20 protein-coding genes and 2 pseudogenes are annotated in these 23,863 nt (G+C 72.4%); 6 read left to right on the top strand and 16 right to left on the bottom strand.

The genetic code is table 11. The annotated features are described in order from the left end of the window. Positions 1-17 precede the first annotated feature (17 nt). From ACQP0N_RS31050 to ACQP0N_RS31060, 3 genes are all read right to left on the bottom strand, one after another. Positions 18-1,076: a type III polyketide synthase gene (locus tag ACQP0N_RS31050; protein ID WP_433116062.1), complete on the bottom strand. Its 1,059-nt coding sequence runs from the start codon at positions 1,074-1,076 to the stop codon at positions 18-20. An 85-nt stretch (positions 1,077-1,161) separates the two neighbouring features. After that, complete coding sequence (locus ACQP0N_RS31055) at positions 1,162-2,328, bottom strand: acyl-CoA dehydrogenase family protein (protein WP_433116063.1); 1,167 nt, start codon at positions 2,326-2,328, stop codon at positions 1,162-1,164. A 41-nt stretch (positions 2,329-2,369) separates the two neighbouring features. After that, complete coding sequence (locus tag ACQP0N_RS31060) at positions 2,370-3,131, bottom strand: class I SAM-dependent methyltransferase (protein ID WP_433116065.1); 762 nt, start codon at positions 3,129-3,131, stop codon at positions 2,370-2,372. Between the two features lie 46 nt (positions 3,132-3,177). Here ACQP0N_RS31060 and ACQP0N_RS31065 point away from each other — a divergent pair, with 46 nt between their 5' ends. The 4 genes from ACQP0N_RS31065 to disA all read left to right on the top strand — a co-directional run bounded on the left by ACQP0N_RS31065 (position 3,178) and on the right by disA (position 7,807). Further along, on the top strand, positions 3,178-4,017 hold the full coding sequence (locus ACQP0N_RS31065) for a UbiA family prenyltransferase (protein WP_433116067.1): 840 nt from the start codon (positions 3,178-3,180) through the stop codon (positions 4,015-4,017). Between the two features lie 139 nt (positions 4,018-4,156). Further along, positions 4,157-4,951, top strand: coding sequence for a hypothetical protein (locus tag ACQP0N_RS31070; protein WP_433116069.1), 795 nt, complete (start codon positions 4,157-4,159; stop codon positions 4,949-4,951). Positions 4,952-5,036: 85 nt separating this feature from the next. Continuing rightward, positions 5,037-6,494, top strand: a complete 1,458-nt coding sequence (gene radA, locus ACQP0N_RS31075) for a DNA repair protein RadA (protein WP_355050999.1) — start codon at positions 5,037-5,039, stop codon at positions 6,492-6,494. A 131-nt stretch (positions 6,495-6,625) separates the two neighbouring features. Continuing rightward, positions 6,626-7,807: a DNA integrity scanning diadenylate cyclase DisA gene (gene disA, locus ACQP0N_RS31080; protein ID WP_355051000.1), complete on the top strand. Its 1,182-nt coding sequence runs from the start codon at positions 6,626-6,628 to the stop codon at positions 7,805-7,807. Positions 7,808-7,840: 33 nt separating this feature from the next. Here the strand turns inward: disA and ACQP0N_RS31085 are convergent, their stop codons facing one another. The 3 genes from ACQP0N_RS31085 to ACQP0N_RS31095 all read right to left on the bottom strand — a co-directional run bounded on the left by ACQP0N_RS31085 (position 7,841) and on the right by ACQP0N_RS31095 (position 9,787). Then, positions 7,841-8,587: a hypothetical protein gene (locus tag ACQP0N_RS31085; RefSeq protein WP_433116071.1), complete on the bottom strand. Its 747-nt coding sequence runs from the start codon at positions 8,585-8,587 to the stop codon at positions 7,841-7,843. 118 nt (positions 8,588-8,705) lie between these two features. Beyond that, positions 8,706-9,278: a peptide deformylase gene (locus tag ACQP0N_RS31090; protein WP_433116073.1), complete on the bottom strand. Its 573-nt coding sequence runs from the start codon at positions 9,276-9,278 to the stop codon at positions 8,706-8,708. Beyond that, complete coding sequence (locus ACQP0N_RS31095) at positions 9,275-9,787, bottom strand: glycine cleavage system protein R (RefSeq protein ID WP_433116075.1); 513 nt, start codon at positions 9,785-9,787, stop codon at positions 9,275-9,277. The genes ACQP0N_RS31090 and ACQP0N_RS31095 overlap by 4 nt, the downstream gene beginning before the upstream one ends. A 96-nt stretch (positions 9,788-9,883) precedes the next feature. Here ACQP0N_RS31095 and ACQP0N_RS31100 point away from each other — a divergent pair. After that, positions 9,884-10,794: pseudogene (locus tag ACQP0N_RS31100) on the top strand (A/G-specific adenine glycosylase). A gap of 397 nt (positions 10,795-11,191) precedes the next feature. Here ACQP0N_RS31100 and ACQP0N_RS31105 read toward each other — a convergent pair. From ACQP0N_RS31105 to lysS, 3 genes are all read right to left on the bottom strand, one after another. Next, positions 11,192-13,741: an ATP-dependent Clp protease ATP-binding subunit gene (locus ACQP0N_RS31105; RefSeq protein WP_179781273.1), complete on the bottom strand. Its 2,550-nt coding sequence runs from the start codon at positions 13,739-13,741 to the stop codon at positions 11,192-11,194. A 491-nt stretch (positions 13,742-14,232) separates the two neighbouring features. Further along, a complete protein-coding gene (locus ACQP0N_RS31110; RefSeq protein ID WP_355051005.1) occupies positions 14,233-14,577 on the bottom strand; it encodes a histone-like nucleoid-structuring protein Lsr2 in 345 nt (114 codons plus the stop codon). Positions 14,578-14,689: 112 nt separating this feature from the next. Beyond that, on the bottom strand, positions 14,690-16,198 hold the full coding sequence (gene lysS / locus ACQP0N_RS31115; RefSeq protein ID WP_433116077.1) for a lysine--tRNA ligase: 1,509 nt from the start codon (positions 16,196-16,198) through the stop codon (positions 14,690-14,692). Between the two features lie 87 nt (positions 16,199-16,285). Here lysS and ACQP0N_RS31120 point away from each other — a divergent pair, with 87 nt between their 5' ends. After that, positions 16,286-17,026, top strand: a complete 741-nt coding sequence (locus tag ACQP0N_RS31120) for a class I SAM-dependent methyltransferase (protein ID WP_433116079.1) — start codon at positions 16,286-16,288, stop codon at positions 17,024-17,026. Between the two features lie 4 nt (positions 17,027-17,030). On the opposite strand, the gene ACQP0N_RS31125 is transcribed toward ACQP0N_RS31120, so the two are convergent. The 7 genes and pseudogenes from ACQP0N_RS31125 to ACQP0N_RS31155 all read right to left on the bottom strand — a co-directional run bounded on the left by ACQP0N_RS31125 (position 17,031) and on the right by ACQP0N_RS31155 (position 23,756). Beyond that, positions 17,031-17,789, bottom strand: coding sequence for a type III pantothenate kinase (locus ACQP0N_RS31125; RefSeq protein ID WP_425733664.1), 759 nt, complete (start codon positions 17,787-17,789; stop codon positions 17,031-17,033). A 17-nt stretch (positions 17,790-17,806) separates the two neighbouring features. Beyond that, complete coding sequence (nadC, locus tag ACQP0N_RS31130) at positions 17,807-18,703, bottom strand: carboxylating nicotinate-nucleotide diphosphorylase (protein ID WP_433116081.1); 897 nt, start codon at positions 18,701-18,703, stop codon at positions 17,807-17,809. After that, positions 18,700-20,394, bottom strand: a complete 1,695-nt coding sequence (locus ACQP0N_RS31135) for an L-aspartate oxidase (RefSeq protein ID WP_433116083.1) — start codon at positions 20,392-20,394, stop codon at positions 18,700-18,702. Before ACQP0N_RS31135 ends, nadC begins: the two co-directional genes overlap by 4 nt. 78 nt (positions 20,395-20,472) lie before the next feature. Then, on the bottom strand, positions 20,473-21,369 hold the full coding sequence (locus ACQP0N_RS31140; RefSeq protein WP_433116085.1) for a septum formation family protein: 897 nt from the start codon (positions 21,367-21,369) through the stop codon (positions 20,473-20,475). A gap of 96 nt (positions 21,370-21,465) precedes the next feature. Continuing rightward, positions 21,466-21,894 carry an aspartate 1-decarboxylase gene (gene panD / locus ACQP0N_RS31145; protein ID WP_433116087.1) on the bottom strand — a complete coding sequence of 143 codons (429 nt, stop codon included), beginning with the start codon at positions 21,892-21,894 and terminating at the stop codon, positions 21,466-21,468. Positions 21,895-21,937: 43 nt separating this feature from the next. Further along, positions 21,938-22,785: pseudogene (gene panC / locus ACQP0N_RS31150) on the bottom strand (pantoate--beta-alanine ligase). Continuing rightward, entirely contained in the window at positions 22,782-23,756 is a 975-nt protein-coding gene (locus ACQP0N_RS31155) for a Rossmann-like and DUF2520 domain-containing protein (protein ID WP_433116089.1), read from the bottom strand. Before ACQP0N_RS31155 ends, panC begins: the two are co-directional and overlap by 4 nt. Positions 23,757-23,863: the final 107 nt, after the last annotated feature.

A 23,863-nucleotide genomic window follows, 5' to 3' on the forward strand; every position in this document is an offset into this window, starting at 1 on the left:
GGTCGGGTCGCTGGCGTTCACTCCTGTCGATCCAGCAGGACGGCGTACAGGGTGAGGCCCGGACCGAACGCCAACATGACCACCCGCCGGGGCGGCGGGGTGGAGCGACCCAACCGGTCCAGGATCAGCAGAACCGTCGGCGAGGAGCAGTTGCCGTGCTCGTCAAGCGTCGCCCGGGACGCCGCCAACGCCTGCGGAGGCAGCGCCAACTCCCGCTCGACCACGTTGAGGATCCGCGGCCCGCCCGGGTGTACGGCCCAACCGTCCACGTCGGAGATGGCGCCGCCGTGCCGGGCCAGCAGATCGTCGACCAGACCGCGCACGTGCCGGGAGAGGACCTGCGGCACCTTCGACGACAGCCCCATCCGGAAGCCCGCGTCCGTGACGTCCCAGGTCATGTGGTCGGCCGTCGAGGTGTCGGTGACCGAGGCGACCTCGCGCAACGCGTACCCCCGGCCGCCGGGCACCACCACGGCGGCGACGGCGGCGTCCGAGAAGAGCGCGTGCGAGATGATCTGCTGGGTGTCGACCCGGGCCGTGGACGGCTGGATGTGCAGGCTGGTCAGCTCCGCGCAGAGCAGCAACGCCGGCCGGCCCCGGGCGGTGACGAAGTCACTCGCCGCGCCCAGCCCCGGAAGCGCCGCGTAGCAGCCCATGTGGCCGACGAACATGCGCTGGGTGTCCGCCGCCATGCCCAGGTCACGGGCGAGCAGGATGTCCAGCCCCGGGGTGGCGTACCCGGTGCAGGAGCAGACGATGAACATCCCGACGTCGCCGGCGTCCAGACCGGCGGCGGTCAACGCGCGCCCCACCGCCTCCTTGCCCAGCGGCAGCGCCTCCACCTGGTAGCGACGCATCCGGCGCTCGGTCGGCCAGTCCGAGACGTCCTCGAGCAACGGGTTGACCGCGGCCTGCCGTCGGGTCACCCCCGAGTTCGCGAAGATCCGTTCGGCCAACGCCCGGGTGCTGCCGGAGAAGTGCCGGGAGAAGAAGCCCTCCCACAGCTCGTCCTGCGAAGCGGACGGCGGCTGCGCTGTCCCGAGCCCCGCGATCACTGGTACGGACACGATCCCCACCTCTCGTCAAACGCTGTCCTCCCCCTGGCCGTCCCACCGACCACCTCGGCCGGCCGCACCCTCGTACGTCTCCCGCGACACCCGCTCACCAACGCGGTGCCGATCCGTCGCGGTCCGGGTCCCCGCCCAACGCGGCGATGCCCAGCCAGTCGGCGCAGACGTCCGACGTGGCCGGGTGCAGTGAGCCGCAACGGGCATCCCGGTAGAGCCGCTCCAACGGATGGCCACGTCGGGTCGCCGACGTGCCGGCCGCCTCCAGCATCGACGCCGCCACCTCGGCGGCCGTCGTCCCGGCCAGCAGCTTCGCCCGCCACACCCAGCGGTTGGTCTCCGCGTCACCGGGCGCGTCGTCCACCCGGCGGGCCGCCTCGGCCACCGCCAGCTCGGCGGCAGCCGTCGCCGCGTCCGCCCGGCCCAGCCGCGAGCGCACCGCCGGCAGGCCGGCCAGGTTGCGGGCGTTGAGGTGCTCGGCCGCCGCGTCGATGGCGGCCCGCGCCACCCCCACGTAGACGGCCGCGTAGCTGGCCACCAGCCAGTGCGGCATGAGCTGGGCGATCACGAGCGCCAACCCCTCCACCCCACCGAGCAGCCGGTCGCCCGGCACGGTGACGTCCAGATGCAGGTCGTGCGACGAGGTGGCCCGCATGCCGAGGGCGTCCCAGGTCGGCTCGACGCTCAAACCCTCGCCGGCCGGCACCAGGAACTGCGACACCGTCGACTGATCGGTGGCGCTGCGCGCGGCCACCAGGTAGCCGTCGGCGTGCCCGGCCCCGGAGCAGAAGGTCTTGCTGCCCTTGAGGTGCCAACCGCCGTCGGTCGGCTCGTAGACCGTGCTCAACTGCGAGAGGCGCGCGCCGGTGCCCCGCTCGCTCATCGCGACGCCGTACCAGGCGCCCTGGGCAGCGGCGGTGAGCAGCCGGTCCCGGGCGGCCAGCGCCTCGTCGGAAACGCCCAGAGCCTCGGCCAGCTCCTCGGTGACCGCGCCCAGCGCGCCGGTCACCGAGGCGTGCATGTTGAACACCAGCGCCGTCGCGCCGTTGCCCCGGGCCAGCTCGGTGGCGACCGCCGTGTACTCCGCGAAGCTCGCGCCCAGGCCACCGAGCGCGCGCGGGACCATCAACCCGAAGAGGCCGGCCTCCCGCAGGTCACGGAAGTCCTCGGCCGGGAAGGAGCCGTCCCGGTCGTGCTCCGCCGCCCGCGCGGCGAACCGCGGCGTCAATCGGCGGGCCGCCTCAAGCGCGTGCACCGTCATATCGCTCCCTCCTCGGCGTCCCATACCCCGCCACGAGCCGACTATCCTCTGCGGACCCCCTGGCCCTGGTAGAGCACGGCGGTGGACCGGGTCGGCACGATGCGCGGGGCACGACCGGTCGACGGCACACCCGGTGTCCGTGCCGCGCGGGCCCGCCGCACCAGCCAGGCGAGCAGCCCCCCGACCTGTGGTCGGATCCCGCGTAGGCGCAGCTCGACGCCGTGCCGGGCGCACTCGGCCACCAGCGCCCGCGCGTCCACGAACAACCGTGGATCGTGGATGCCACGCGGCACCGTCGGCAGCCGCTCGGCGATCCGCACCGCGACCAGGCGGGCCAGCGCCGTGTCGTTGAGCGTGTCCAGCACGAGCAGGCCGCCCGGGCGCAGCAGGCGGCACGCCTCGGCCACCGCGCGCGGCCAGTCCGGCACGTGTTCCAGCAGCTCGCCGGCGGAGACCACGTCGGCGCACCCGTCGGGCAGCGGCACCGCCGTGGCGTCACCCTGCACCACCCGTACGCCGTGCCCGGCGGCCTGGACCAGCGCCGAACGGGTCAGGTCCACCCCGACGTGCCGGTAGCCCTTGCCGGCCAGGTGCGGCGCGAGCAGACCGGCGCCGCAGCCCAGATCGACCAGGACCGCGCCCGGACTCCTCGTCGGCGGTACGAGCGCCGCGCGGGCCTCGGCCAGCCAGTGCAGCATCGCGAACGCGCCATCCGGCCGCCACCACTCACCGGCCAGGTCGTCGTACTGGCGCGGATCGTTGCGCGGCAACACCCGCTGAGCGGTCGACGCCACGTCTCGCATGGCTCCGAGCGTGGCACGACTGCTCGGTAACGACCAGACTTCCCTTATGTCGTCGAGGGTGTTAGGGCTGGTCAGGGCGAGCCATCCGGAACCGGCCGCCGCGGTGACCACAGTGTCCGGTCTGCTGGCCTGGGGAGTGGGGCACCGGCCCTGGGGAATCGTCTCCGTGGTGCTCGCGGTACTCGCCAGCCAACTCGCCGTCGGCTGGACCAACGACGCGTTGGACGCCGAGCGGGACGCCACGGTGGGGCGTACCGACAAGCCGGTCGCCGCCGGCGCGGTGGGCCGGCGCGTCACGGCCTGGGCCGCCGTGGCCGCCGCGCTGGCCTGCCCGCTGCTGGCGCTGACCACGAACCCCCGGGCGGCCCTCTGGCTCACGGTCGCCCTGATATCCGCGCTGCTCTACGACTGGCCGCTGAAGGCCACCGTCTTCTCGGTCCTGCCGTACGCCGTCTCCTTCGGCGCCCTGCCGGGCTTCGTGGTGCTGGCGCTGCCGGGCGAGCCGACCCCACCGCTCTGGCTGCTGACGGCGGCGGCCTGCCTCGGTGCCGGCGCGCACTTCGCCAACGTGCTGCCCGACCTCGCCGACGACGCCCGCACGGGCGTACGCGGCCTGCCGCACCGCCTCGGCGCGGCGGGCAGCCGGGCGGCCGCGGCCGGGCTGCTCCTCGCCGCGACCGCCGTCCTGGTCCTGGGACCGCCCGGGCCGCCGTCGGTCCTCGGGCTCGCGGCGGTCGGCACGGCCGCCGTCGTGCCGCCACTGAGTTGGTACGCCGGGCGCTCGGCGGCCCGGGCGGGCCGACGGCCGGTGGCCGCCTTCCGGGCGGTGATGCTGGTGGCCCTCATCGACGTCGTGCTGCTGGTGGCGAGCGGCCGGGTGGTGTGACGGGCACCCCGCAGGGTGGCATTGCCGGGTCCCCGTGCGGGCCTCGATCAGCTCCAACTACCCTGGAGCGCGGTCTGCGCGGGTATGGCCACCTCCCCCGGCGTGCGCCCGGGTGGGGATCGTAACGAGGAGGACCGACGTGACGCGCTCGATCAACCGATCCCGGCGGGCGGCCCTGCTGCTGTCCGGAATCGCGGCGGCCACCAGCCTGCTCGCGTCCGGATGCGGCGCCGGCCAGATCGCCGAGACGGCGTTGAAGGAGCCGTCGGTCCAGGGCGTCAACCTCACGACCCCGAACGGCGCCTACTCGGTGCGTGGCCTGCTGGTCACCTACCCCGGCACCGAGGGTTACCGGGCCGGCCAGGACGCGCCGCTCAACGCGGTGATCTACAACGACTCGAAGAGCCCCGTGACGGTCACCATCACCACTCAGAGCGCCCGCGAGGTGCTGATCTCGGGTGGCTCGGCCAGCCCGACGCCGTCCGCCTCGGAGTCGACCTCGGCCACCCCGTCGGGTTCGGCCAGCCCGTCAGGTTCGGCCAGCCCGTCGACCAGCGAATCCGGCTCGGCCAGCCCGTCCGCGACCCCGTCCGAGACCGGCTCGTCGTCGGCGACCCCGTCCGCACCGGAGTCGGCGCGGGCATCGGGCTCCGCCAGCGCGGCCGCGCCGGGTCAGCCCGCTCGCATCGAGCTGGCCCCGCTGAGCTACCTCCAGCTCAACTCGGAGGCCACCTCGCAGCTTCGGCTCGTCGGCCTGACCGAGGCGCTGCGTTCCGGTCAGAACGTCGTCGTGACCTTCGACTTCGGCAACGGCAACACGGTCACCGGCCCCGCGCCGATCGCGGTGCCGCTCACCCCGGCGGCCCCCGCCTCGCCGATCATCGAGCGCGAGGGCGGCTACGAGGGCAACGAGGGCGGCACCACCCACGAGTGACCCCGATCCTCGAGTACCGGACACCCCGGCGTGGGAACCACCACGCCGGGGTGTTTTCGTCGTACGAGGGGGCTAGCGTCCTGATGTGACCACCTCCCGATCGACCTCCGGCCGTGGCGGCGCGGCCGGTGCGCCCCGCGCCCGGTCCGCCACCCGCGAACCGCGCCCGGCGTACGAGTGCGACGCCTGCGGGCACCAGCCGCCCAAGTGGGTCGGCCGCTGCCCGGAGTGTGGCGAGTGGGGCTCGGTGGTCGAGTCGACGGTGACCGGGCCGACCGTCTCCGGTCGGGTGGTCAGCTCACGGCTGCCGGCCGAGCCGGCCCGGCCGATCGCCACCATCAGCGCGGCTCCGGCCCGCGCCCGGCCGACCGGCGTGAGCGAGCTTGACCGGGTGCTCGGTGGCGGCCTGGTGCCCGGGGCGGTCGTGCTGCTCGCCGGCGAGCCGGGCGTGGGCAAGTCGACCCTCCTGCTCGACGTGGCGCAGCAATGGGCGGTGGGCGCCGGCAGCCCGTCCCTGGTGGTCAGCGGGGAAGAGTCGGTCAGTCAGGTCCGGCTGCGCGCCGAGCGGATGGGCACCCTGCACGATCAGCTCTACCTGGCGGCCGAGAGCGACCTGGCGTCGGTGCTCGGGCACCTCGACGCGGTCAAGCCGGGCCTGCTGGTGCTCGACTCGGTGCAGACCATCTCGACCACCGGCACCGAGGGTGTGCCGGGCGGCGTGACCCAGGTCCGCGCGGTCACCGCCGCACTGGTCTCCGTCGCCAAGGAGCGGGGCATCGCGACCGTGCTGGTCGGGCACGTCACCAAGGACGGCCAGGTGGCCGGGCCGCGCGTGCTGGAGCACCTGGTCGACGTGGTGCTGCACTTCGAGGGCGACAAGCACTCCTCGCTACGGCTCGTGCGCGGCGTCAAGAACCGGTTCGGGGCGGCCGACGAGGTGGGCTGCTTCGAGATGCACGAGGGCGGCATCAGCAGCCTGGCCGACCCGTCCGGGCTGTTCCTCACCCGCTACTCCGAACCGGTGCCCGGCACCTGCGTGACCGTGGCGATGGAGGGGCGGCGGGCCCTGGTCACGGAAGTGCAGGCCCTGATCGGCGCGACGGTGGCCGGCTCTCCCCGCCGTACCGTCTCGGGCCTCGACTCGGCCCGCCTGGCCATGGTGCTCGCGGTCCTGCAACGGCGTACGGAGCGGTTGACCCTGCACGACCGGGAGGTGTTCGCGGCCACCGTCGGCGGCATCCGGGTGGTGGAGCCGGCAGCCGACCTGGCCGTCGCGCTGGCGGTCGCCTCCGGCGGGCTCAACCTGGCGATCGCACCGCATCTCGTCGCGATCGGCGAGGTGGGGTTGACCGGCGAGGTGCGCCGGGTCGGTGCGGTGCCGCGCCGGCTGGCGGAGGCCGCCCGCCTGGGGTTCAAGGTGGCGCTGGTTCCGCCGGGTTGCGGCCCGGCGAGCACCGGCGCGGGGCCGGATCAGATGCGGGTGACCGAGGTCACTGACGTGCGCTCAGCCCTGCACCATGCGGCCCGCGCGTCCGCCGAGTGACTCAGCGTGCCGACGCCAACGGCGATAACGGACAGCATCGCCGCAAGTGGAAACGGTTCGAAGGGCGGCATCGTGACACATCACAGTAACCACGACAGCACCCACCGCACGGCAGTCCGTAGACTGTGCCCGTGCCGATCGACCGCGATACCACCAAGCCTGCCGGAGCGCCGCCCCAGGCCCGCACCGGCACCGTGGGCTCGCCGGCCCGCCCGATCAGCGTGAGCGTGACCGCCGCTGCCGGGGGTGCCGGCGATCCGCTGCGGGCGAATCTCGCCCTGATGGCACCCGGCACCGCGCTGCGCGACGGGTTGGAGCGCATCCTGCGGGGTCGCACCGGCGCGCTCATCGTGCTCGGCTACGACAAGGTCGTCGAGGGTCTCTGCACCGGCGGCTTCCCGCTGGACGTCGAGTTCTCCGCGACCCGGGTCCGCGAGCTGTGCAAGATGGACGGCGCCGTGGTGCTGTCCAGTGACGGCACCCGCATCGTCCGGGCGGCCGTGCACCTGATGCCCGACCCGTCCATCCCGACGGAGGAATCGGGCACCCGGCACCGCACCGCCGAACGGGTCGCCCGGCAGACCGGCTACCCGGTGATCTCGGTCAGCCAGTCGATGCGGATCATCAGCCTCTACGTCAACGGTCAGCGGCACGTCCTCGACGACTCGGCCGCGATCCTCTCCCGGGCCAACCAGGCGCTGGCCACCCTCGAGCGCTACAAGCTGCGGCTGGACGAGGTCTCCGGCACGCTCTCCGCGCTCGAGATCGAAGACCTGGTCACGGTGCGGGACGCGGTGGCGGTGGTGCAGCGGCTGGAGATGGTCCGCCGGATCGCCGACGAGATCGCCGGTTACGTCGTCGAGCTGGGCACCGACGGTCGACTGCTCGCTCTCCAGCTCGACGAGCTGATGGCCGGCGTCGACGCCGACCGCACGCTCGTCATCCGGGACTACCTGCCCGTCGGCCGTAAGTCCCGCACTTTGGACGAGGCGCTGGTGGAGCTGGATCTGCTGGGCGCCACCGAGCTGATCGACCTGGTGTCGGTCGCCAAGGCGATCGGCTACCCGGCCGCCTCGGACGCGCTGGACGCCGCCGTCAGCCCGCGGGGCTTCCGGCTGCTGGCCAAGGTTCCGCGCCTGCCAGTGGCCGTGGTCGACCGTCTGGTGCTGCACTTCGGCAGCCTGCAGCGGCTGCTGGGGGCGACCGTGGAGGACCTGCAGGCCGTCGAGGGTGTGGGCGATGCCCGCGCCCGAGGCGTCCGCGAGGGCCTGTCCCGGCTCGCCGAGGCATCCATCCTTGAGCGGTACGTCTGATCCGCCGCCGATCCGGCTGGCCGGAGTGCCGGCTCAGCCGGTGATCGTGATCTTCGCGGGCTCGCTGTACTTGGTGCCGACCCGGGCGAACACCTGGTACGTCCCCGCGGGCGCGAACGGCCCCGCGGCCAGACCCGCGCCGTCGCACCGGCTGGTGTCCCGTCCGTTCCAGCCCACCTGGTAGGAGCGCTCGAACCCGGGCGTGAACGACTGCACATCCGAGCCCTGGACCTTGCCGCAGGTGTCGGACGACCACACCTTCTCGGCGCCCGCCTTGATGAAGATCTCCTGGAGGTCGGCGCCGACGTTACGGCTGCACGTCCGGTTCGAGGTGTTCTTGATCTTCAGCTGGAGGTCGACCACCGCGCCGCGCTGTGCCGAACTGGGCCGCGCCGCCGACGTCACGCTGATCTCCGCGTCGGTGCAGGTGCCGTCGTCGACCGATCCCGCAGCCGAGTCCGGCGGTGGGTCATTGGTGGTGGCTCCGGGGCCGGGGTCCGTGGCGTTCGTGGCACCCGGATCGGCGGATCGCTCCGTGGCACTGGGCACCGCCGACCCGGACGCCGACGGAGCCCCCGACTGCGGGGTCAGCACCGGCCCCACCGCTCCCGGGCTCGACGTCGGAGTCGGCGTCGAGCCGGCCCGTGGGTGACCGCCGGAGCGACCCGAGCCGGTGCAGGAATAGAGCACGACAATCAGGAAGAGCAGCACCGTTCCGAATACGACGGCGCGACGCCGCCAGTACACGGCGGGTGGCAGGGGGCCGACCGTCAGACGCATGATGCCCCCCACCGTAGTCGCGCCGCACCCACCGGCGGGTCACGACGCGCCGGAGCGTCAGCGGGGCGGCGCGAACAACCTCCACTGAGGACGGACGGAACGGCGGCCGGCCACTCGCTCAGAGGTACACCTTGCGCTGGTAGACGGCGTGCGCGCCGGCCACCCGGTCCAGAAAGAGCAGCCCCGCACAGTGGTCGATCTCATGCTGCAACGCCCGCGCCTCGAAGCCGTCCGTCACCAGTCGGACCGTCGCCCCCGTGCCCGGCAGGTCACCCTCCACGACGAGCCGACTCGCCCGCTTCACGTCCCCGGTCAGGTCCGGCACGGACATGCAGCCCTCCCGACCCGGCTTCCATCGGGTCGCCTCGACCACCCGGGCGTTACACAGCACGAAGGTGCCGTGCACGGTGACCGCCTTCGGGTGGCCCGTCACGTCGACGGCGAAGACCCGGACGCCCACGCCGACCTGCGGCGCCGCCAGACCCACGCAGCCCGGCGAGACCCGCATCGTGGCCACCAGGTCGGCGGCCAATCGGATGATCTCCTCGGCGGTGGGATCGACGTCGCCTCCGGCCCGGCTCAGCACCGGGTGCGGGGCCGACACGACGGCCCGCACCTCACCCGCCACCGCCAGCGACTCCGGCGTCCAATCCCCCAGACCGGCGTACGCCTCGCCCTGCCCGTCGCTCACAGCAGATCCGGGTCTGCCGGCCGGAGGGTGACCTCGACCCCCACCTCGGCGGCCGTCCGGTGCAGCCGTTCGGTCAGCGCCTCGACGACCCCCGCCGGCAGCTCGACCTCGGCCAACACCACGTAGAGCGAACCGGCCAGCCGGGTGCTCAGGTCGGTGACGTTGCCACCGGCGTCCACCAGCACCCGGGTCATCGCCGCCACGATGCCCATCCGGTCCGACCCGTGCACCGCGAGCACGTACGGCTCGCCGGCCGGCGCCACCTCACCGTCCGGCGTCACCGCGCGTACGGTCGCCAGAAGTTGCCCCTCGGCGGCCAGCGGCGCCAACGCCGCCTCCACCTCGGCGGCGGCCGGGCCGGTGCAGATGAGGGTCATCGCGAAATGCCCCCGCAGCCGGGTCATCGTGCTGTCGGTGAGGTTCGCGCCCAGCCGGGCCAGCACCTCGGCGACGTCGGCCACGATGCCCGGCCGGTCCCGGCCGATGACGGTGATCGCGAGCTCGTTCATCCGCGCATTCTGCCCGATCCGCCCACCAGCACGGCGACACCCTCTCGGAGCCGCCCAACCAGCGGGACCGGACCGCGTGACATCATCGACGACGCCATGACTCAACCCGATTTCGCCGCACTCGTCAGCCGATGGTTCCAGCAGCACGCCCGTGACCTGCCGTGGCGGGAACCCGACGTGACCCCGTGGGCCATCCTGGTCAGCGAGGTCATGCTCCAGCAGACGCCCGTGGTCCGGGTGGTGCCGGCCTGGCACGCCTGGCTGGCCCGCTGGCCCGACCCGGCGGCGCTGGCGGCGGACACCCCGGCCGAGGCGATCCGCATGTGGGGGCGGCTCGGCTATCCGCGCCGCGCGGTCCGGCTGCGGGAGTGCGCGGTGGCCATCGTGGACCGGCACGGCGGCCAGGTGCCCGACCGGCTGGAACAGCTACTGGCGCTGCCCGGTGTGGGCACGTACACGGCACGCGCGGTAGCCGCGTTCGCGTTCGGGCAGCGACACCCGGTGGTCGACACCAACGTCCGACGGGTGGTCTGTCGAGCCGTGGCCGGTGAGCCGGACGCCGGCCCGGTCACCCGCCCGGCCGACCTGGTCGCCACCGAGGAGCTGCTGCCCCGGAGCCGGCCGCCGCCGCACTGGCCAGCGCCGCCTTCATGGAGCTGGGCGCGGTGCTCTGCACGGCCCGCGCACCGCGCTGCACGGCCTGCCCGGTCGAGTCGGTCTGCGCCTGGCGGGCCTCCGGGCAGGAGCCACCGACCGGCCCCACCCGCCGCCCCCAGAAGTACGCGGGCACCGACCGACAGGTACGCGGACTGCTGCTCGGGGTGCTCCGGGAGACCAGCGGGCCGGTCCCGCACCAGCGCCTCGACCAGGTGTGGACCGACGACGTGCAGCGCGCCCGCGCACTGTCCGGCCTGGTGCAGGACGGACTCGTGGAGCCGGTCGGCGCCGACTCGTTCCGGCTCACCGGCGACGGCCCGTCGACCCCCACCGCCAACCTGACCACCTGACCAACCCGCCCCCGCCCTCGGCCTCCACTGGCAGTCGCCCTCGGGGGCGGGCGCGGTGCACCACCCTCCTGCGCGTCCTTTGCTCTGCTTCAGCGGAGGAAACACTCGTGGCGGCTGGGTGTTGCCTCCGCTGAAGCAGAGCAAAGGTGGTGGTGTGGGGGTCCGGCCGCCCTCGGCGGCACGTCGGACGACCGGACGTACCTCCCGGCGATGAGCGCTGGTTGCGACTCCCGCACCCCGGCGCCGGGCGCCCGGCGCGCACGGCGCGCTCGGCGCGGTGTTGAGCGCGGCACCTCGGGCGCGGTGTTGAGCGCGGCGTCGAGTTGGGGGCGGTGCGCAGAAAGGGGCGGGGCCCCGGTGGCTTACGCCGCCGGAGCCCCGCCCCTTGTGCTGCTGGTTATGCCACCTCGTCCGTCGCCGCTGCCGCGGTGCCGGCGGCGGTGCCCCCGAGGTCGGCCGGAACGGCGTCCGGAACCTCGACCGGCTTCTCCGCACCCCGGAAGACGAGCTTGGACTTGTCGATGTCGTTCGGGTCGCCCTCGCAGTCCACCACCACGATCTGACCGGGGGTCAGCTCGTTGAACAGGATCCGCTCGGAGAGGTTGTCCTCGATGTCGCGCTGGATCGTGCGACGAAGCGGACGGGCACCGAGCACCGGGTCGAAGCCCTTCGCCGCCAGGTACTTCTTGGCGTTGTCGGTCAGCTCCAGACCCATGTCCTTGTTCCGCAGCTGGCCCTCGATCCGCTGGATCATGATGTCCACGATCGAGAGGATCTCGGTCTGGCGCAGCTGGTGGAAGACGATGGTGTCGTCGATCCGGTTGAGGAACTCAGGCCGGAAGTGCTGCTTGAGCTCGTCGTTGACCTTCTGCTTCATCCGGTCGTAGTTGGACTCGGAGTCCTCCGACTGCTGGAAGCCCAGCGACACCGCCTTGGCGACGTCACGGGTGCCCAGGTTGGTGGTCAGGATGATGACCGTGTTCTTGAAGTCCACGATCCGGCCCTGACCGTCGGTGAGCCGACCGTCCTCCAGGATCTGCAGGAGCGTGTTGAACACGTCCGGGTGGGCCTTCTCGATCTCGTCGAACAGGACCACCGAGAACGGCCGACGCCGCACCTTCTCGGTCAGCTGCCCGCCCTCGTCGTAGCCGACGTAGCCGGGAGGGGCACCCACGAGCCGGGAGACCGTGTAACGGTCGTGGAACTCGGACATGTCCAGCTGGATGAGGGCGTCCTCGCTGCCGAAGAGGAACTCGGCGAGCGCCTTGGACAGCTCGGTCTTACCGACACCGGACGGGCCGGCGAAGATGAACGAGCCGGACGGGCGCTTCGGGTCCTTCAGGCCGGCCCGGGTACGCCGGATCGCCTTCGAGACCGCCTTGACCGCATCCTCCTGGCCGATGACGCGCTTGTGCAGCTCGTCCTCCATGCGCAGCAGGCGCGAGGTCTCCTCCTCGGTCAGCTTGTAGACCGGGATACCGGTCCAGTTGCCGAGCACCTCGGCGATCTGCTCGTCGTCGACCTCGCTGACGACGTCCAGGTCACCGGCCTTCCACTCCTTCTCCCGCTGCGCCTTCTGACCGAGGAGCTGCTTCTCCTTGTCGCGCAGCTGGGCGGCGCGCTCGAAGTCCTGCGCGTCGATCGCGGACTCCTTGTCGCGGCGCACCTGGGCGATGCGCTCGTCGAAGTCACGCAGGTCTGGCGGCGCGGTCATCCGGCGGATGCGCATCCGGGCGCCGGCCTCGTCGATCAGGTCGATCGCCTTGTCCGGAAGGAAGCGGTCCGAGATGTATCTATCGGCCAGAGTTGCGGCAGCCACCAGGGCTGCGTCCGTGATCGAGACCCGGTGGTGCGCCTCGTAACGGTCCCGCAGGCCCTTGAGGATCTCGATGGTGTGCGCCAGCGACGGCTCACCCACCTGGATCGGCTGGAAGCGGCGCTCGAGAGCGGCGTCCTTCTCCAGGTGCTTGCGGTACTCGTCGAGCGTGGTGGCGCCGATGGTCTGCAGCTCACCACGGGCCAGCATCGGCTTGAGGATGCTGGCGGCGTCGATCGCACCCTCGGCGGCACCCGCACCCACCAGGGTGTGGATCTCGTCGATGAACAGGATGATGTCGCCGCGCGTGCGGATCTCCTTGAGCACCTTCTTGAGGCGCTCCTCGAAGTCACCGCGGTAGCGGGAACCCGCGACCAGCGCACCCAGGTCGAGCGTGTAGAGCTGCTTGTCCTTCAGAGTCTCGGGCACCTCGCCCTTGATGATCTTCTGGGAAAGCCCCTCCACCACGGCGGTCTTACCGACGCCGGGCTCACCGATCAGGACCGGGTTGTTCTTGGTACGGCGGGAGAGCACCTGCATGACCCGCTCGATTTCCTTCTCGCGCCCGATGACCGGGTCGAGCTTGCCCTCGCGGGCGGCCTGGGTCAGGTTGCGGCCGAACTGGTCCAGCACGAGGCTGGTCGACGGCGCGGCCTCACCCGGCGCGGCACCCGCCGCGGCGGGCTCCTTGCCCTGGTAGCCGGAGAGGAGCTGGATCACCTGCTGGCGGACCCGGTTGAGGTCGGCGCCGAGCTTGACCAGCACCTGGGCGGCGACGCCCTCGCCCTCACGGATCAGCCCGAGCAGGATGTGCTCGGTGCCGATGTAGTTGTGGCCGAGCTGCAGCGCCTCGCGCAGCGACAGCTCCAGCACCTTCTTGGCCCGCGGCGTGAACGGGATGTGCCCGCTCGGCGCCTGCTGGCCCTGGCCGATGATCTCCTCGACCTGCTGGCGGACGCCCTCCAGGGAGATGCCGAGGCTCTCCAGGGCCTTTGCCGCGACGCCTTCACCTTCGTGGATCAGGCCCAGCAGGATGTGTTCCGTACCGATGTAGTTGTGGTTGAGCATCCGGGCCTCTTCTTGGGCCAGGACGACAACCCGTCGCGCTCGGTCGGTGAACCGCTCGAACATGCCCTCGTGCTCCTCACGTGCCGTGCGCCTTGATGGTCAAGATCTTGGCGGGGCCGGTGCACGAACGTCCGGGACGGGCGTCCGTGCCTCCTTACTCTATCGTCGCTGACCGACTCAGCTGAGGTCGTGTCTCTCCGGTCCGGGTCGGTTCCACGTCGTTTTGCACAACCGTCCGCGCTCAGGAGGTGTTCCGGTACCCCTGTCGCTACGCGTAGAGCGAAATCCGGTCGGCCACGGAGAAGCCCTCCGCCGCCGCCGGAGAGGCCCAGAGGGGCCCAGCGGGGGTCGCGACGGTCATCCACAGATTGTGGAAAACTTCTCCACCGTCTGTGGACAACGTCGCCCGGTCCGCCCGACATTCCCGCCCGCGACCCGGCCACCGCACGCGGCCCCGATGGGGTGGAAAGACGGCGACGCCGGCCCGGAGAGTGCTCCGGCCCGGCGTCGGTGTCGCCCCACGGTGGCCGTCGCCACCGCTGCGCTGAACGAGATCAGCGCTTGGCGTGGAACTCGTCGACGATCTCCTGCGGAATACGACCGCGGTCCGAGATGTCCTTGCCGGCCTTCTTGGCCCAGTCCCGGATCGCCTTGTTCTGCTCCCGGTCGGCGGTGGCGCCACCGCGACCGCGGGCGGCCCGCCCACCGATCACCACGCCACCGCGACCAACCTTGGTGCCGGCTCCGACGTACGGCGCGAATACGTCGCGCAATTTCGCGGCGTTGGCGCCGGACAGGTCGATCTCGTACTGAACGCCGTCGAGCGCGAACTTGACGGTCTCGTCCGCGTCCCCGCCGTCCAGGTCATCGACCAGCTTGTGAATGATCTGCTTGGCCACGTCCCACATTCCTTTCGAGCAGGGCGCTCCTGCTAATGAGAGCACAATAACCCCCGTGCTGCTCGCCCCGTCAATAGGATGCCGTTACGACTCGCAGGGAGTCGGCGGACGACTACTCCGGGCGGACCAACGGGAAGAGGATCGTTTCCCGAATTCCGAGGCCGGTGAGGGCCATCAACAGGCGGTCGATTCCCATTCCCATACCCCCGGCGGGAGGCATTCCGTACTCCATGGCCCGGAGAAAGTCCTCGTCGAGACGCATCGCCTCGTCGTCGCCCCGGGCCGCGAGCTGCGCCTGGGCGACCAGCCGTTCCCGCTGCACCACGGGGTCGACCAGCTCGGAGTACCCGGTGCCCAGCTCGAAACCGAGGACGTAGAGGTCCCACTTCTCGGCGAGTCCCGGCTCGCTGCGGTGCCCCCGGGTGAGCGGGCTGGTCTCCTCCGGGTAGTCCCGCACGAAGGTGGGCGCCTGCAGGCCGGGGACGACCAGTTCCTCGAACAGCTCCTCGGCCAGCTTGCCCGGGCCCCACTTCGGGTCCACGGCCAATCCCACCTTGTCCGCGTACTCGACCAGCCGAGCGCGTTCGGTACGGACCGTGACCTCCTCGCCGAGCGCCTCGGAAAGGACCCCGAACAGGGACACCGATCGCCACTCGCCGCCCAGGTCGAACTCCCGCCCGTCGGCGTGGGTCACCACCGTCGAGCCGCCCACCGCGATCGCCGCCTGTTGCACGAGATTGCGGGTCAACTCGCCGATCGTGTCGTAGTCGCCGTACGCCTGGTAGGTCTCCAGCATCGCGAACTCCGGCGAGTGCGAAGAGTCGACACCCTCATTACGGAAGTTGCGGTTGATCTCGAAGACGCGATCCACGCCACCGACGACGGCGCGCTTCAAAAACAGTTCCGGAGCGATTCGAAGATACAGATCGGTGCTCAACGCATTGCTGTGGGTCACGAACGGTCGGGCCGTCGCACCCCCGTGCAGGAGTTGCAGCATCGGAGTTTCCACCTCGATGAAACCCTGACCGTGCAGAGAATCGCGCAGGCTCCGTACCGCCGCCGCGCGGGTACGGACCATCTGCCGGGCCTGCGGGCGGACGATCAGGTCCACGTAGCGCTGCCGGACCCGTGCCTCCTCGGAGAGCGGCTTGTGCGCCACCGGCAACGGCCGCAGCGCCTTGGCGGTCATTTCCCAGCGCTGCGCAAGCACCGACAACTCACCCCGGCGGCTGGTGATCACCTCGCCGGTCACGCCGACGTGGTCACCCAGGTCGACGAGGCGCTTCCAGGCCTCCAGCCGCTCCGCGCCGACCCGGTCGAGGGAGAGCATGGCCTGCAACTCCGTGCCGTCGCCGTCCCGCAGGGTCGCGAAGCAGAGCTTCCCCGTGTTGCGTACGAAGATCACCCGGCCGGTGACCGAGACCTCGTCGCCGGTGGCGGTGTCGGTGGGCAGCTCGGCGTAGCGGCTACGGACGTCGGCCAGCGTGGTGGTCCGCGGGAAACCGACCGGGTAGGGCTCGACGCCCTCGGCGAGCATCCGGTCCCGCTTCTCCCGGCGGACCTTCATCTGCTCGGGAAGGTCGTCGGCGGGGTCCACTGGCACGGCGTTCTGCTCGCTCACGGCACGCTTCCTCGTCACGGGAGATACAGGGGGTCAGGCCCGAGCGTACTCAAGCGTTCCGGGGGCCGTTACCGGATACTGCCCGTCATGGTCGATCCCACTCACGCCCTCTCCTTCGGTGCCGCGGCGAGCGATTACGACCGGTTCCGACCCACCTATCCCGCCGCGGCGCTCCGGTGGGCCCTCGACGGTCTGGGCGACGGCGGGCAGGTCGTCGACCTGGGCGCCGGCACCGGCATCCTGACGCGCGCCGTGCAGGCTCTGGGCTTTCACGTCGTACCCGTGGAGCCTGATCCGGGGATGCGGACGCAACTCGCGGTCTCCACGCCGGGCACGACGGCGCTGGCGGGCAGCGCGGAGGCCGTGCCGCTGTCCGACGGCGTGGCGGACGCGGTGCTGGTCGGGACGGCGTACCACTGGTTCGACCGGGAGCCCGCGCACGCCGAGATCGCCCGGGTGCTGCGCCCCGACGGCATCTTCGCCCCCATCTGGAACATCCGGGACGACAGCGTCGAATGGGTGGCAGAGCTGGGCAGGATCGCCCACCTCGACGACAAGTCGGCCGAGCTGGTCCAGAACAACACCGACTTCGGACCCGGGTTCACGGCCGTCGAGGCGCGCGAGTTCCGGCACCGCACGGTCCTCACCCCGGACGAGGTGCTGGGCATGGTCCACACCCGTTCGTACTGGCTCACCGCCTCGGCCGACGATCAGCGGCGGGTCGCGCGCGAGCTGGCCGACCTGCTGGACACCCACCCCGCACTGGCCGGCCGGGAAACCGTCGAGCTGCCGTACCGGACGTTGGTCCTGCGCGCCCGACGACGCTGACCGGTCAGAGGTTTCGCTCGTAGACCATCCGCAGGCCGATCAGCGTGATCATCGGCTCGTGGTGGGTGAGGCTGCGACATTCGTTCATCACCAGGGAGGCGAGGCCGCCGGTGGCGATCACCGCCCGCACCTCGCCCAACTCCTCGGTCATCCGCTCGACGATCCGGTCCACCTGCCCGGCGAAGCCGAAGTACAGGCCGGACTGGAGGCACTCCACGGTGTTCTTGCCGATCACCGATCGGGGTTTGGTGGCCTCGACCTTGCGGAGCTGGGCGGCGCGGGCCGCGAGCGCGTCGAAGGAGATCTCGATGCCCGGGGCGAACGCCCCACCGAGGAATTCGCCACGGCCGCTGATCACGTCGAAGTTTGTGGTGGTGCCGAAGTCCACGACGATCGACGGCCCGCCGTAGAGCGTGTACGCGGCCAGGGTGTTCACCACCCGGTCGGCGCCCACCTCCTTCGGGTTGTCGATCGCCAACTGCACCCCGGTGCGCACGCCCGGCTCGACGATGACGCTCGGCAGGTCAGCGTAGTAGCGGCCGAGCATGGTCCGCAGCGAGCGCAGCGCCGCGGGCACCGTGGAGCAGGCGGCCACCCCGGTGATCTCGACGTTGTCCCCGGCGAGCAGGCCCCGGAACATCAGGCCCAGCTCGTCCGCCGTCGAACGGGCATCGGTCTTGATCCGCCAGGAGTGCACCAGCTTGTCGCCCTCGAAGGTCGCCAGCACGGTGTTGGTGTTTCCGATGTCGATGCAGAGCAGCACGGTCGAAGCCTAGACAACTAATTCGTGCGCAGGTCCAGCGCGATGTCCAGGATCGGCGACGAGTGCGTCAACGCGCCCACCGAGAGGAAGTCGACGCCGGTGGCCGCGTAGCGGGCCGCCACCTCCAGGGTCAGCCCGCCGGTGGCCTCCAGCTCCGCCCGGTCGCCCACCGCGGCCACCGCCTCGGCCAGCAACTCCGGAGTCATGTTGTCGCAGAGCAGGAAGTCGGCCCCCGCCTCCACCGCCTCCACGGCCTCGGCGACGGTGGTCACCTCGACCTGTACCGGCACCTCCGGGAACGACTCCCGGACCCGCCGGTACGCCGCCGTGATGCCCCCGGCGGCCAGCTTGTGGTTGTCCTTGATCATGGCCACGTCGTAGAGGCCCATCCGCTTGTTGGTGCCGCCGCCGGCCCGCACCGCGTACTTCTCCAGCGCCCGCAGGCCCGGCGTCGTCTTGCGGGTGTCCAGCACCATCGCCTTCGTGCCGGCCAGCGCGTCCGCCCAGGCCCGGGTGTGGGTGGCCACCCCGGACATCCGGCAGAGCAGGTTCAGCGCCGTCCGCTCGGCCGTCAGCAGCAACCGGGTGGGGCCGGCCACCGACGCCAGCACGTCGCCGCGGGCCACCCGCTCGCCGTCGCGGGCCGACATCGACACCTCGACGGTACGACCGAAGCCCGTCACCTCGCCCACCAGCTCGAACACGGCGGCGGCCACCGCCAGCCCGGCCACCACGCCGTCGGCGCGGGCCACCAGGTCGGCGGTATCGGTCTGCTCGGCCGGAATGGTCGCCACGCTTGTGACGTCCAGGAAATCCGGCCCCAGATCCTCGACCAGCGCGGTCTCGACCACCCGACGTACCTGTTCCGGGTCCAGTCCGGCCGCCCGCAGCGCCACCCGAGTCGACTCGATCATGAATTTGCCTCCCACTGCTGCGTCACCGAGCCCTGCGCCCCGACCGACCCGACGAGGTGGCCCCGCCACCGCTCGTCGGCCGTCGGGAAGTCCTCCCGCCAGTGGCACCCCCGCGTCTCGGCGCGCGCGTACGCTGCCGTGACGAGCGTCGACGCCACCGTGAGCAGGTTCGTCGCCTCCCAGTCGGCGGTCCGGGGTCGACCCCGCGCCGCGCCCAGCTCGGTGAGCGTCGCAGCCGTTCCGGCCAGTGTCGCGGCCGAGCGCAGCACCCCGGCGCCACGCGTCATCGCCCGCTGCAACGTCGGCGTCGCCTCGGCCGGCACCACCCAACCCGCGCCCCCGCGCCACGCGCCGACGTCCGCCGGCTGCGCCTGCTCGGGCAGGCCGGCCGCGATGTCGTCGGCGATCCGCCGGGAGAACACCAGCCCCTCCAGCAGGGAGTTGCTGGCCAACCGGTTCGCGCCGTGCACGCCCGTACAGGCGACCTCACCGCAGGCGTACAGGCCGGGGATCGACGTGCGGCCCCGCAGGTCGGTGCGGACCCCGCCGGAGGCGTAGTGGGCAGCCGGGGCGACCGGGATGAGGTCGGTGGCCGGGTCCACGCCGATCGCCAGGCAGGACGCCACGATGGTCGGGAAGCGCGCGGCCAGGAAGTCGCCGCCGAGGTGCCGGGCGTCGAGGAAGACATGGTCCGCGCCGCTGGCCAGCAGCACGCGGTGGATGCCCTTGGCCACCACGTCCCGGGGGGCCAGCTCGGCCAGCTCGTGCTGGCCCACCATGAACCGCTTGCCGTCGGAGTCCACCAGGTACGCGCCCTCGCCGCGCAGCGCCTCGCTGACGAGCGGCTGCTGCGCGTGCCCGGCACCGGGCACCCCGACGCCGGAAGGGGTGATCAGCGCGGTCGGATGGAACTGGACGAACTCGACGTCGGTCACCGCCGCGCCGGCCCGCAGCGCCAGCGCCACCCCGTCGCCAGTGGAGACGGCCGGGTTGGTGGTGGCCGCGAAGACCTGGCCCATCCCGCCGGTGGCCAGCACCACCGCCCGGGCCAGCAACGCGCCGACGCCGTCCTCGCTACCCTCACCGAGCACGTGCAGGGTGATCCCGCAGGCCGGGCCGAGGCCGTCCGGGCCGTCACCGGGGGCGCGCAGCAGGTCCAGCACGAGGGCGTGCTCGACCAGCCGGATCCACGGGTCGCGTTGCACCGCGGCGTGCAGGGCCCGCTGCACCTCGGCGCCCGTCGCGTCGCCGCCGGCGTGCACGATCCGGTCCGCCCGGTGCCCACCCTCGCGGGTCAACATCAGCGAGCCGTCCGGATGGCGGTCGAACTCGGCGCCGATCCGCATCAGCTCCCGCAGCCGGGTCGGCCCCTCCTCGACGAGGACCCGGACTGCTGCCGGGTCGCAGAGCCCCACACCGGCGATCTCGGTGTCCCGCGCGTGCGCCTCCGGCGTGTCCGCGGGGTCGAGCACCGCCGCGATGCCGCCCTGCGCCCACCGGGTCGAGCCGTCATCGATGTTGACCTTGGTGACGACGGTGACGTGCAGGCCCGCCTCCCGCAGGTGCAGCGCGGCGGTCAGCCCCGCCACCCCGGACCCGACCACGATCACGTCGGTGGTCTCCACCCAGCCGGGCTCGGGCGCGGCCAGCAGTCTGGGCAGGGCCGGCAGGTCGACGGTCGGAAGGTCCATCCCACCAGTCAACCCGAACGATCCTCGCCCGGGGCGGCGGGGGCTCAACGAGTGGTTTGGGCTACCCCGTCCGGCCGCTCACTTCGTCCGCACCGGCAGGCCGGCCGGGCCCGCGCCCTTCAACGACGCGGTGACCGTACGGTCGCTCAACCACAGGTAGCAGCGAACCCCCCGGTCACCCACGCGCCAGCGCCCCGCGCCGGGCGGGCGCACCACGACCCCGCTGCGGAACCGCAGGTCGGAGTCGTCCGGCACACCCACGTAACGCCCAAGGACGCTGCGGCAGCCGGTGTAGAGGGGCGCCCAGTCGGCGTTCTTGGCCGGGTACGGCTTGTCCGGCGCGCGCCACACCCCGACGAACTCGGCGTCGTGGCGGCCGGCGCAGTTCACCGGGACCAGCGTCTGCACGTCCCGGCCCGCCCCGCCACGGGTCTGCTGACAGCCCAACCGCAGCCCGCTGTTGCCCTTCAACGCGTTCCGCAGGCTGCCCGAGCGGACCACCACCGTGGCCGCCGTCTCGACCGTGGTCAGCTCGGTGACGTCGCACCGGTACCAGCGGGCGCCGGCCGTCCAACCCGGCCCGGAGGGCAGCGCCACCGACAACCGCAGACGCCCGGCCCGCCAGTCGTCGCCCACGTACGCGGAGGCCCGGGTGTCGCACTCGGCGAACGCGCCGCGCAACTCCACCGAGCCGGTGGCCGGCGCGGCGGGCCGTTCGGTGGGGAACGCCCCCACGTGCACGGTCTCCACCCGGTGCGGGCCGGCGCAGTCGATCGGCTGGTAGGCGGCCAGCGTGACCACCTCGACGAAGTCGGCGGCCTGACACACCCCGACCGCCGGCGTGAACGCCGTGGCCGGCGGCAGCGCCGCCCAGTCGTCGGTCAGGTCGTCGTCGAGCCCACCGGAGGTGGCACAGCCCATCAGCAACACTGCCGCGACGGCAGTGGCGAACAGGGTCGTCATGGCACGGCGCATCGCGGCCTCCCCCAGCCACCTACCGGCTTCCGCCAGCGTGCCCAGGGTAACCGGAAATGACCTTCCGGTGACAGACCGGAATCTCCGCGCGCGAGATCAGACTCCGGACACCGCGAACGGGTTGGGTACCGGGTCACCGGCCGTGCCCGGCGCAGCCGTCGCCGGGTCGACGCCCAGCTCGACCACCTGGTTGTCGGCGTTTACGTGCACCACCCGCGGCCGGTACGACCGGGCCTCGGCGTCGTCCATCTGCGCGTACGAGATCAGGATGACCAGGTCACCGGGGTGTACGAGATGCGCGGCAGCACCGTTGATGCCGATCACACCGCTGCCCCGCGCACCCGGGATGACGTACGTCTCCAGCCGGGCGCCGTTGGTGATGTCCACGATCGCGACCTGCTCGCCGGGAAGCAGGTCGGCGGCGTCGAGCAGGTCCTCGTCCACCGTCACCGAACCGACGTAGTGCAGGTCGGCCTGGGTCACCGTGGCGCGGTGGATCTTCGACTTGAGCATGGTCCGCAGCATCGGACTGGCCTTTCGGAAAGGGGTGGTGGGGGTACGGCCGAGGTCAGGGACGAGGAGCCAGGTGGATCGCCGCGTTGTCGATCAACCGGGTGGTGCCCACCCAGGCGGCGATCACCAGGCGGGCCGGCCCGGACACCGGCCCGGGCTCCAGCTCGGGATCGGTGAGCACCAGGTAGTCGAGCTGGGCCCCGGGCGTACCGGCGCCGAACGCGGCGTGCGCGGCGGTCAGCACCTCGCCCGCGTCCAGGCCGTCGTCGGCGGCCCGGGCCCCGCCCGCAGCGCGGCGGAGAGGCTGAGCGCCGCCGCGCGCTCGGGCTCGCTCAGGTACCGGTTGCGGCTGGACAGCGCCAGCCCGTCCGGCTCCCGGACCGTCGGTACGCCGATCACCTCGACCGGGACGTCCAGGTCCCGGGTCATCCGCCGGACCAGGGTGAGCTGCTGGTAGTCCTTCTCGCCGAAGAACGCCAGGTGGGGGCGCGTGAGCTGAAGCAGCTTCAGGACCACCGTGAGGACGCCGTGGAAGAAGCCGGGACGGCTCGCGCCCTCCAACTCGGCGCCGAGCGGCCCCGGGTCCAGCCGCACCCGGGGCTGGCCGTCCGGATACATGTCCGCCACCGAGGGGGCGAAGACCAGGTCGGCGCCGGCCCGCCGGCACACCTCCAGGTCGGCCTCAAGCGTGCGCGGATAGCGGTCGAAGTCCTCGTTCGGCCCGAACTGCAACGGGTTCACGAAGATCGTCACCAGGACGTGGTCGGCCTGTTCCCGGGCCGCGCGCAGCAGCGTCTCGTGCCCCTCGTGCAGGGCGCCCATGGTCATCACCACGCCGACGGTGCCCTTCAGCGCGCCCCGGGCCTCGTCCAGCTCGGCACGGGTGTGCACCACCTGCGTCATGCCGCCACCTCCCGATTCGTCCCGGCGAGCACCCCGAGCAGCGACTGCGCGTCCACCGGTCGTAGCCGGCCGGCCGCGATCGCCCGGTCGGCCGTACGCCGGGCCAGCGCCAGGTAGGCGGGGACCGACTCCGGCGCGGTGGCGGTCAGCCGGGCCAGGTGCCGCTCGACCGTGCCCGCGTCGCCTCGGGACACCGGACCGGTCAGCGCGTCGTCGCCGAGCCGTAGCGCGTTCTCCAGGGCGGCCCGCAGCAGCGGGGCGAGCACTTTCTCCGGACGGGCCACCCCGGCGTCACGCAGCCGGTCGGTCGCCTCGTTCACCAGGGTCACCAGGTGGTTCGCACCGTGCGCGAGCGCGGCGTGGTAGAGCGGGCGGTCCGCCTCGGCCACCCACTCGGGGACGCCGCCCAGGTCGGTGACGAGCCGGGCGGCCAGCGGACGCAGGTCGGCCGGGGCCGTGACCCCGTACGAGATTCCGTCGAGACGGGCCAGGTCGTCCGGCGTACCGGTGAAGGTCATGGCGGGGTGCAGGGCCAGCGGCCGGACGCCGAGCGCGGCGGCCGGCGCCAGCACGGCCAGACCGTGCGCGCCGGAGGTGTGCGCGACCACCTGACCCGGGTGCAGGGCGCCCCGCTGGGCGAGATCGGTGACCACCTCGGCCAGCGCGTCGTCCGGCACGGCGAACAGCAGCAGGTCGGCGGCGGCGCGGGCGACGGAGGTGACCGGGCGGCGGGGCACGTCGGGCAGCAGCAGCGCGAGGCGGGCGCGACTGGCCCCGGATTCACCGGCGACGGCGGCCACGTGGTGCCCGGCGGCGGCGAGCGCCGCGCCCAGCACGGCTCCGACGCGGCCCGCGCCGACGACACCGACGGTGAGTGGGCGGGAGGTGGCGCGGGCGCCGGTGTCGGCGCGATCCCACGACCCGGCGGGCCCGTGTGGGGCGGCCGGACGCGGGCGCAACGGTGCGCTCATGACGACGATCCAGTCCTCGAGAAGGGGTACCGGTCGATCGCAAGTATGCGCCCGGCTCGCCGAACCGGGACAAGCATGTGTGAAAACCTTCACCGCTCCCCGGGCAC

Source organism: Micromonospora sp. CA-246542, from assembly GCF_050942905.1.
Taxonomy (GTDB): Bacteria; Actinomycetota; Actinomycetes; order Mycobacteriales; family Micromonosporaceae; genus Micromonospora.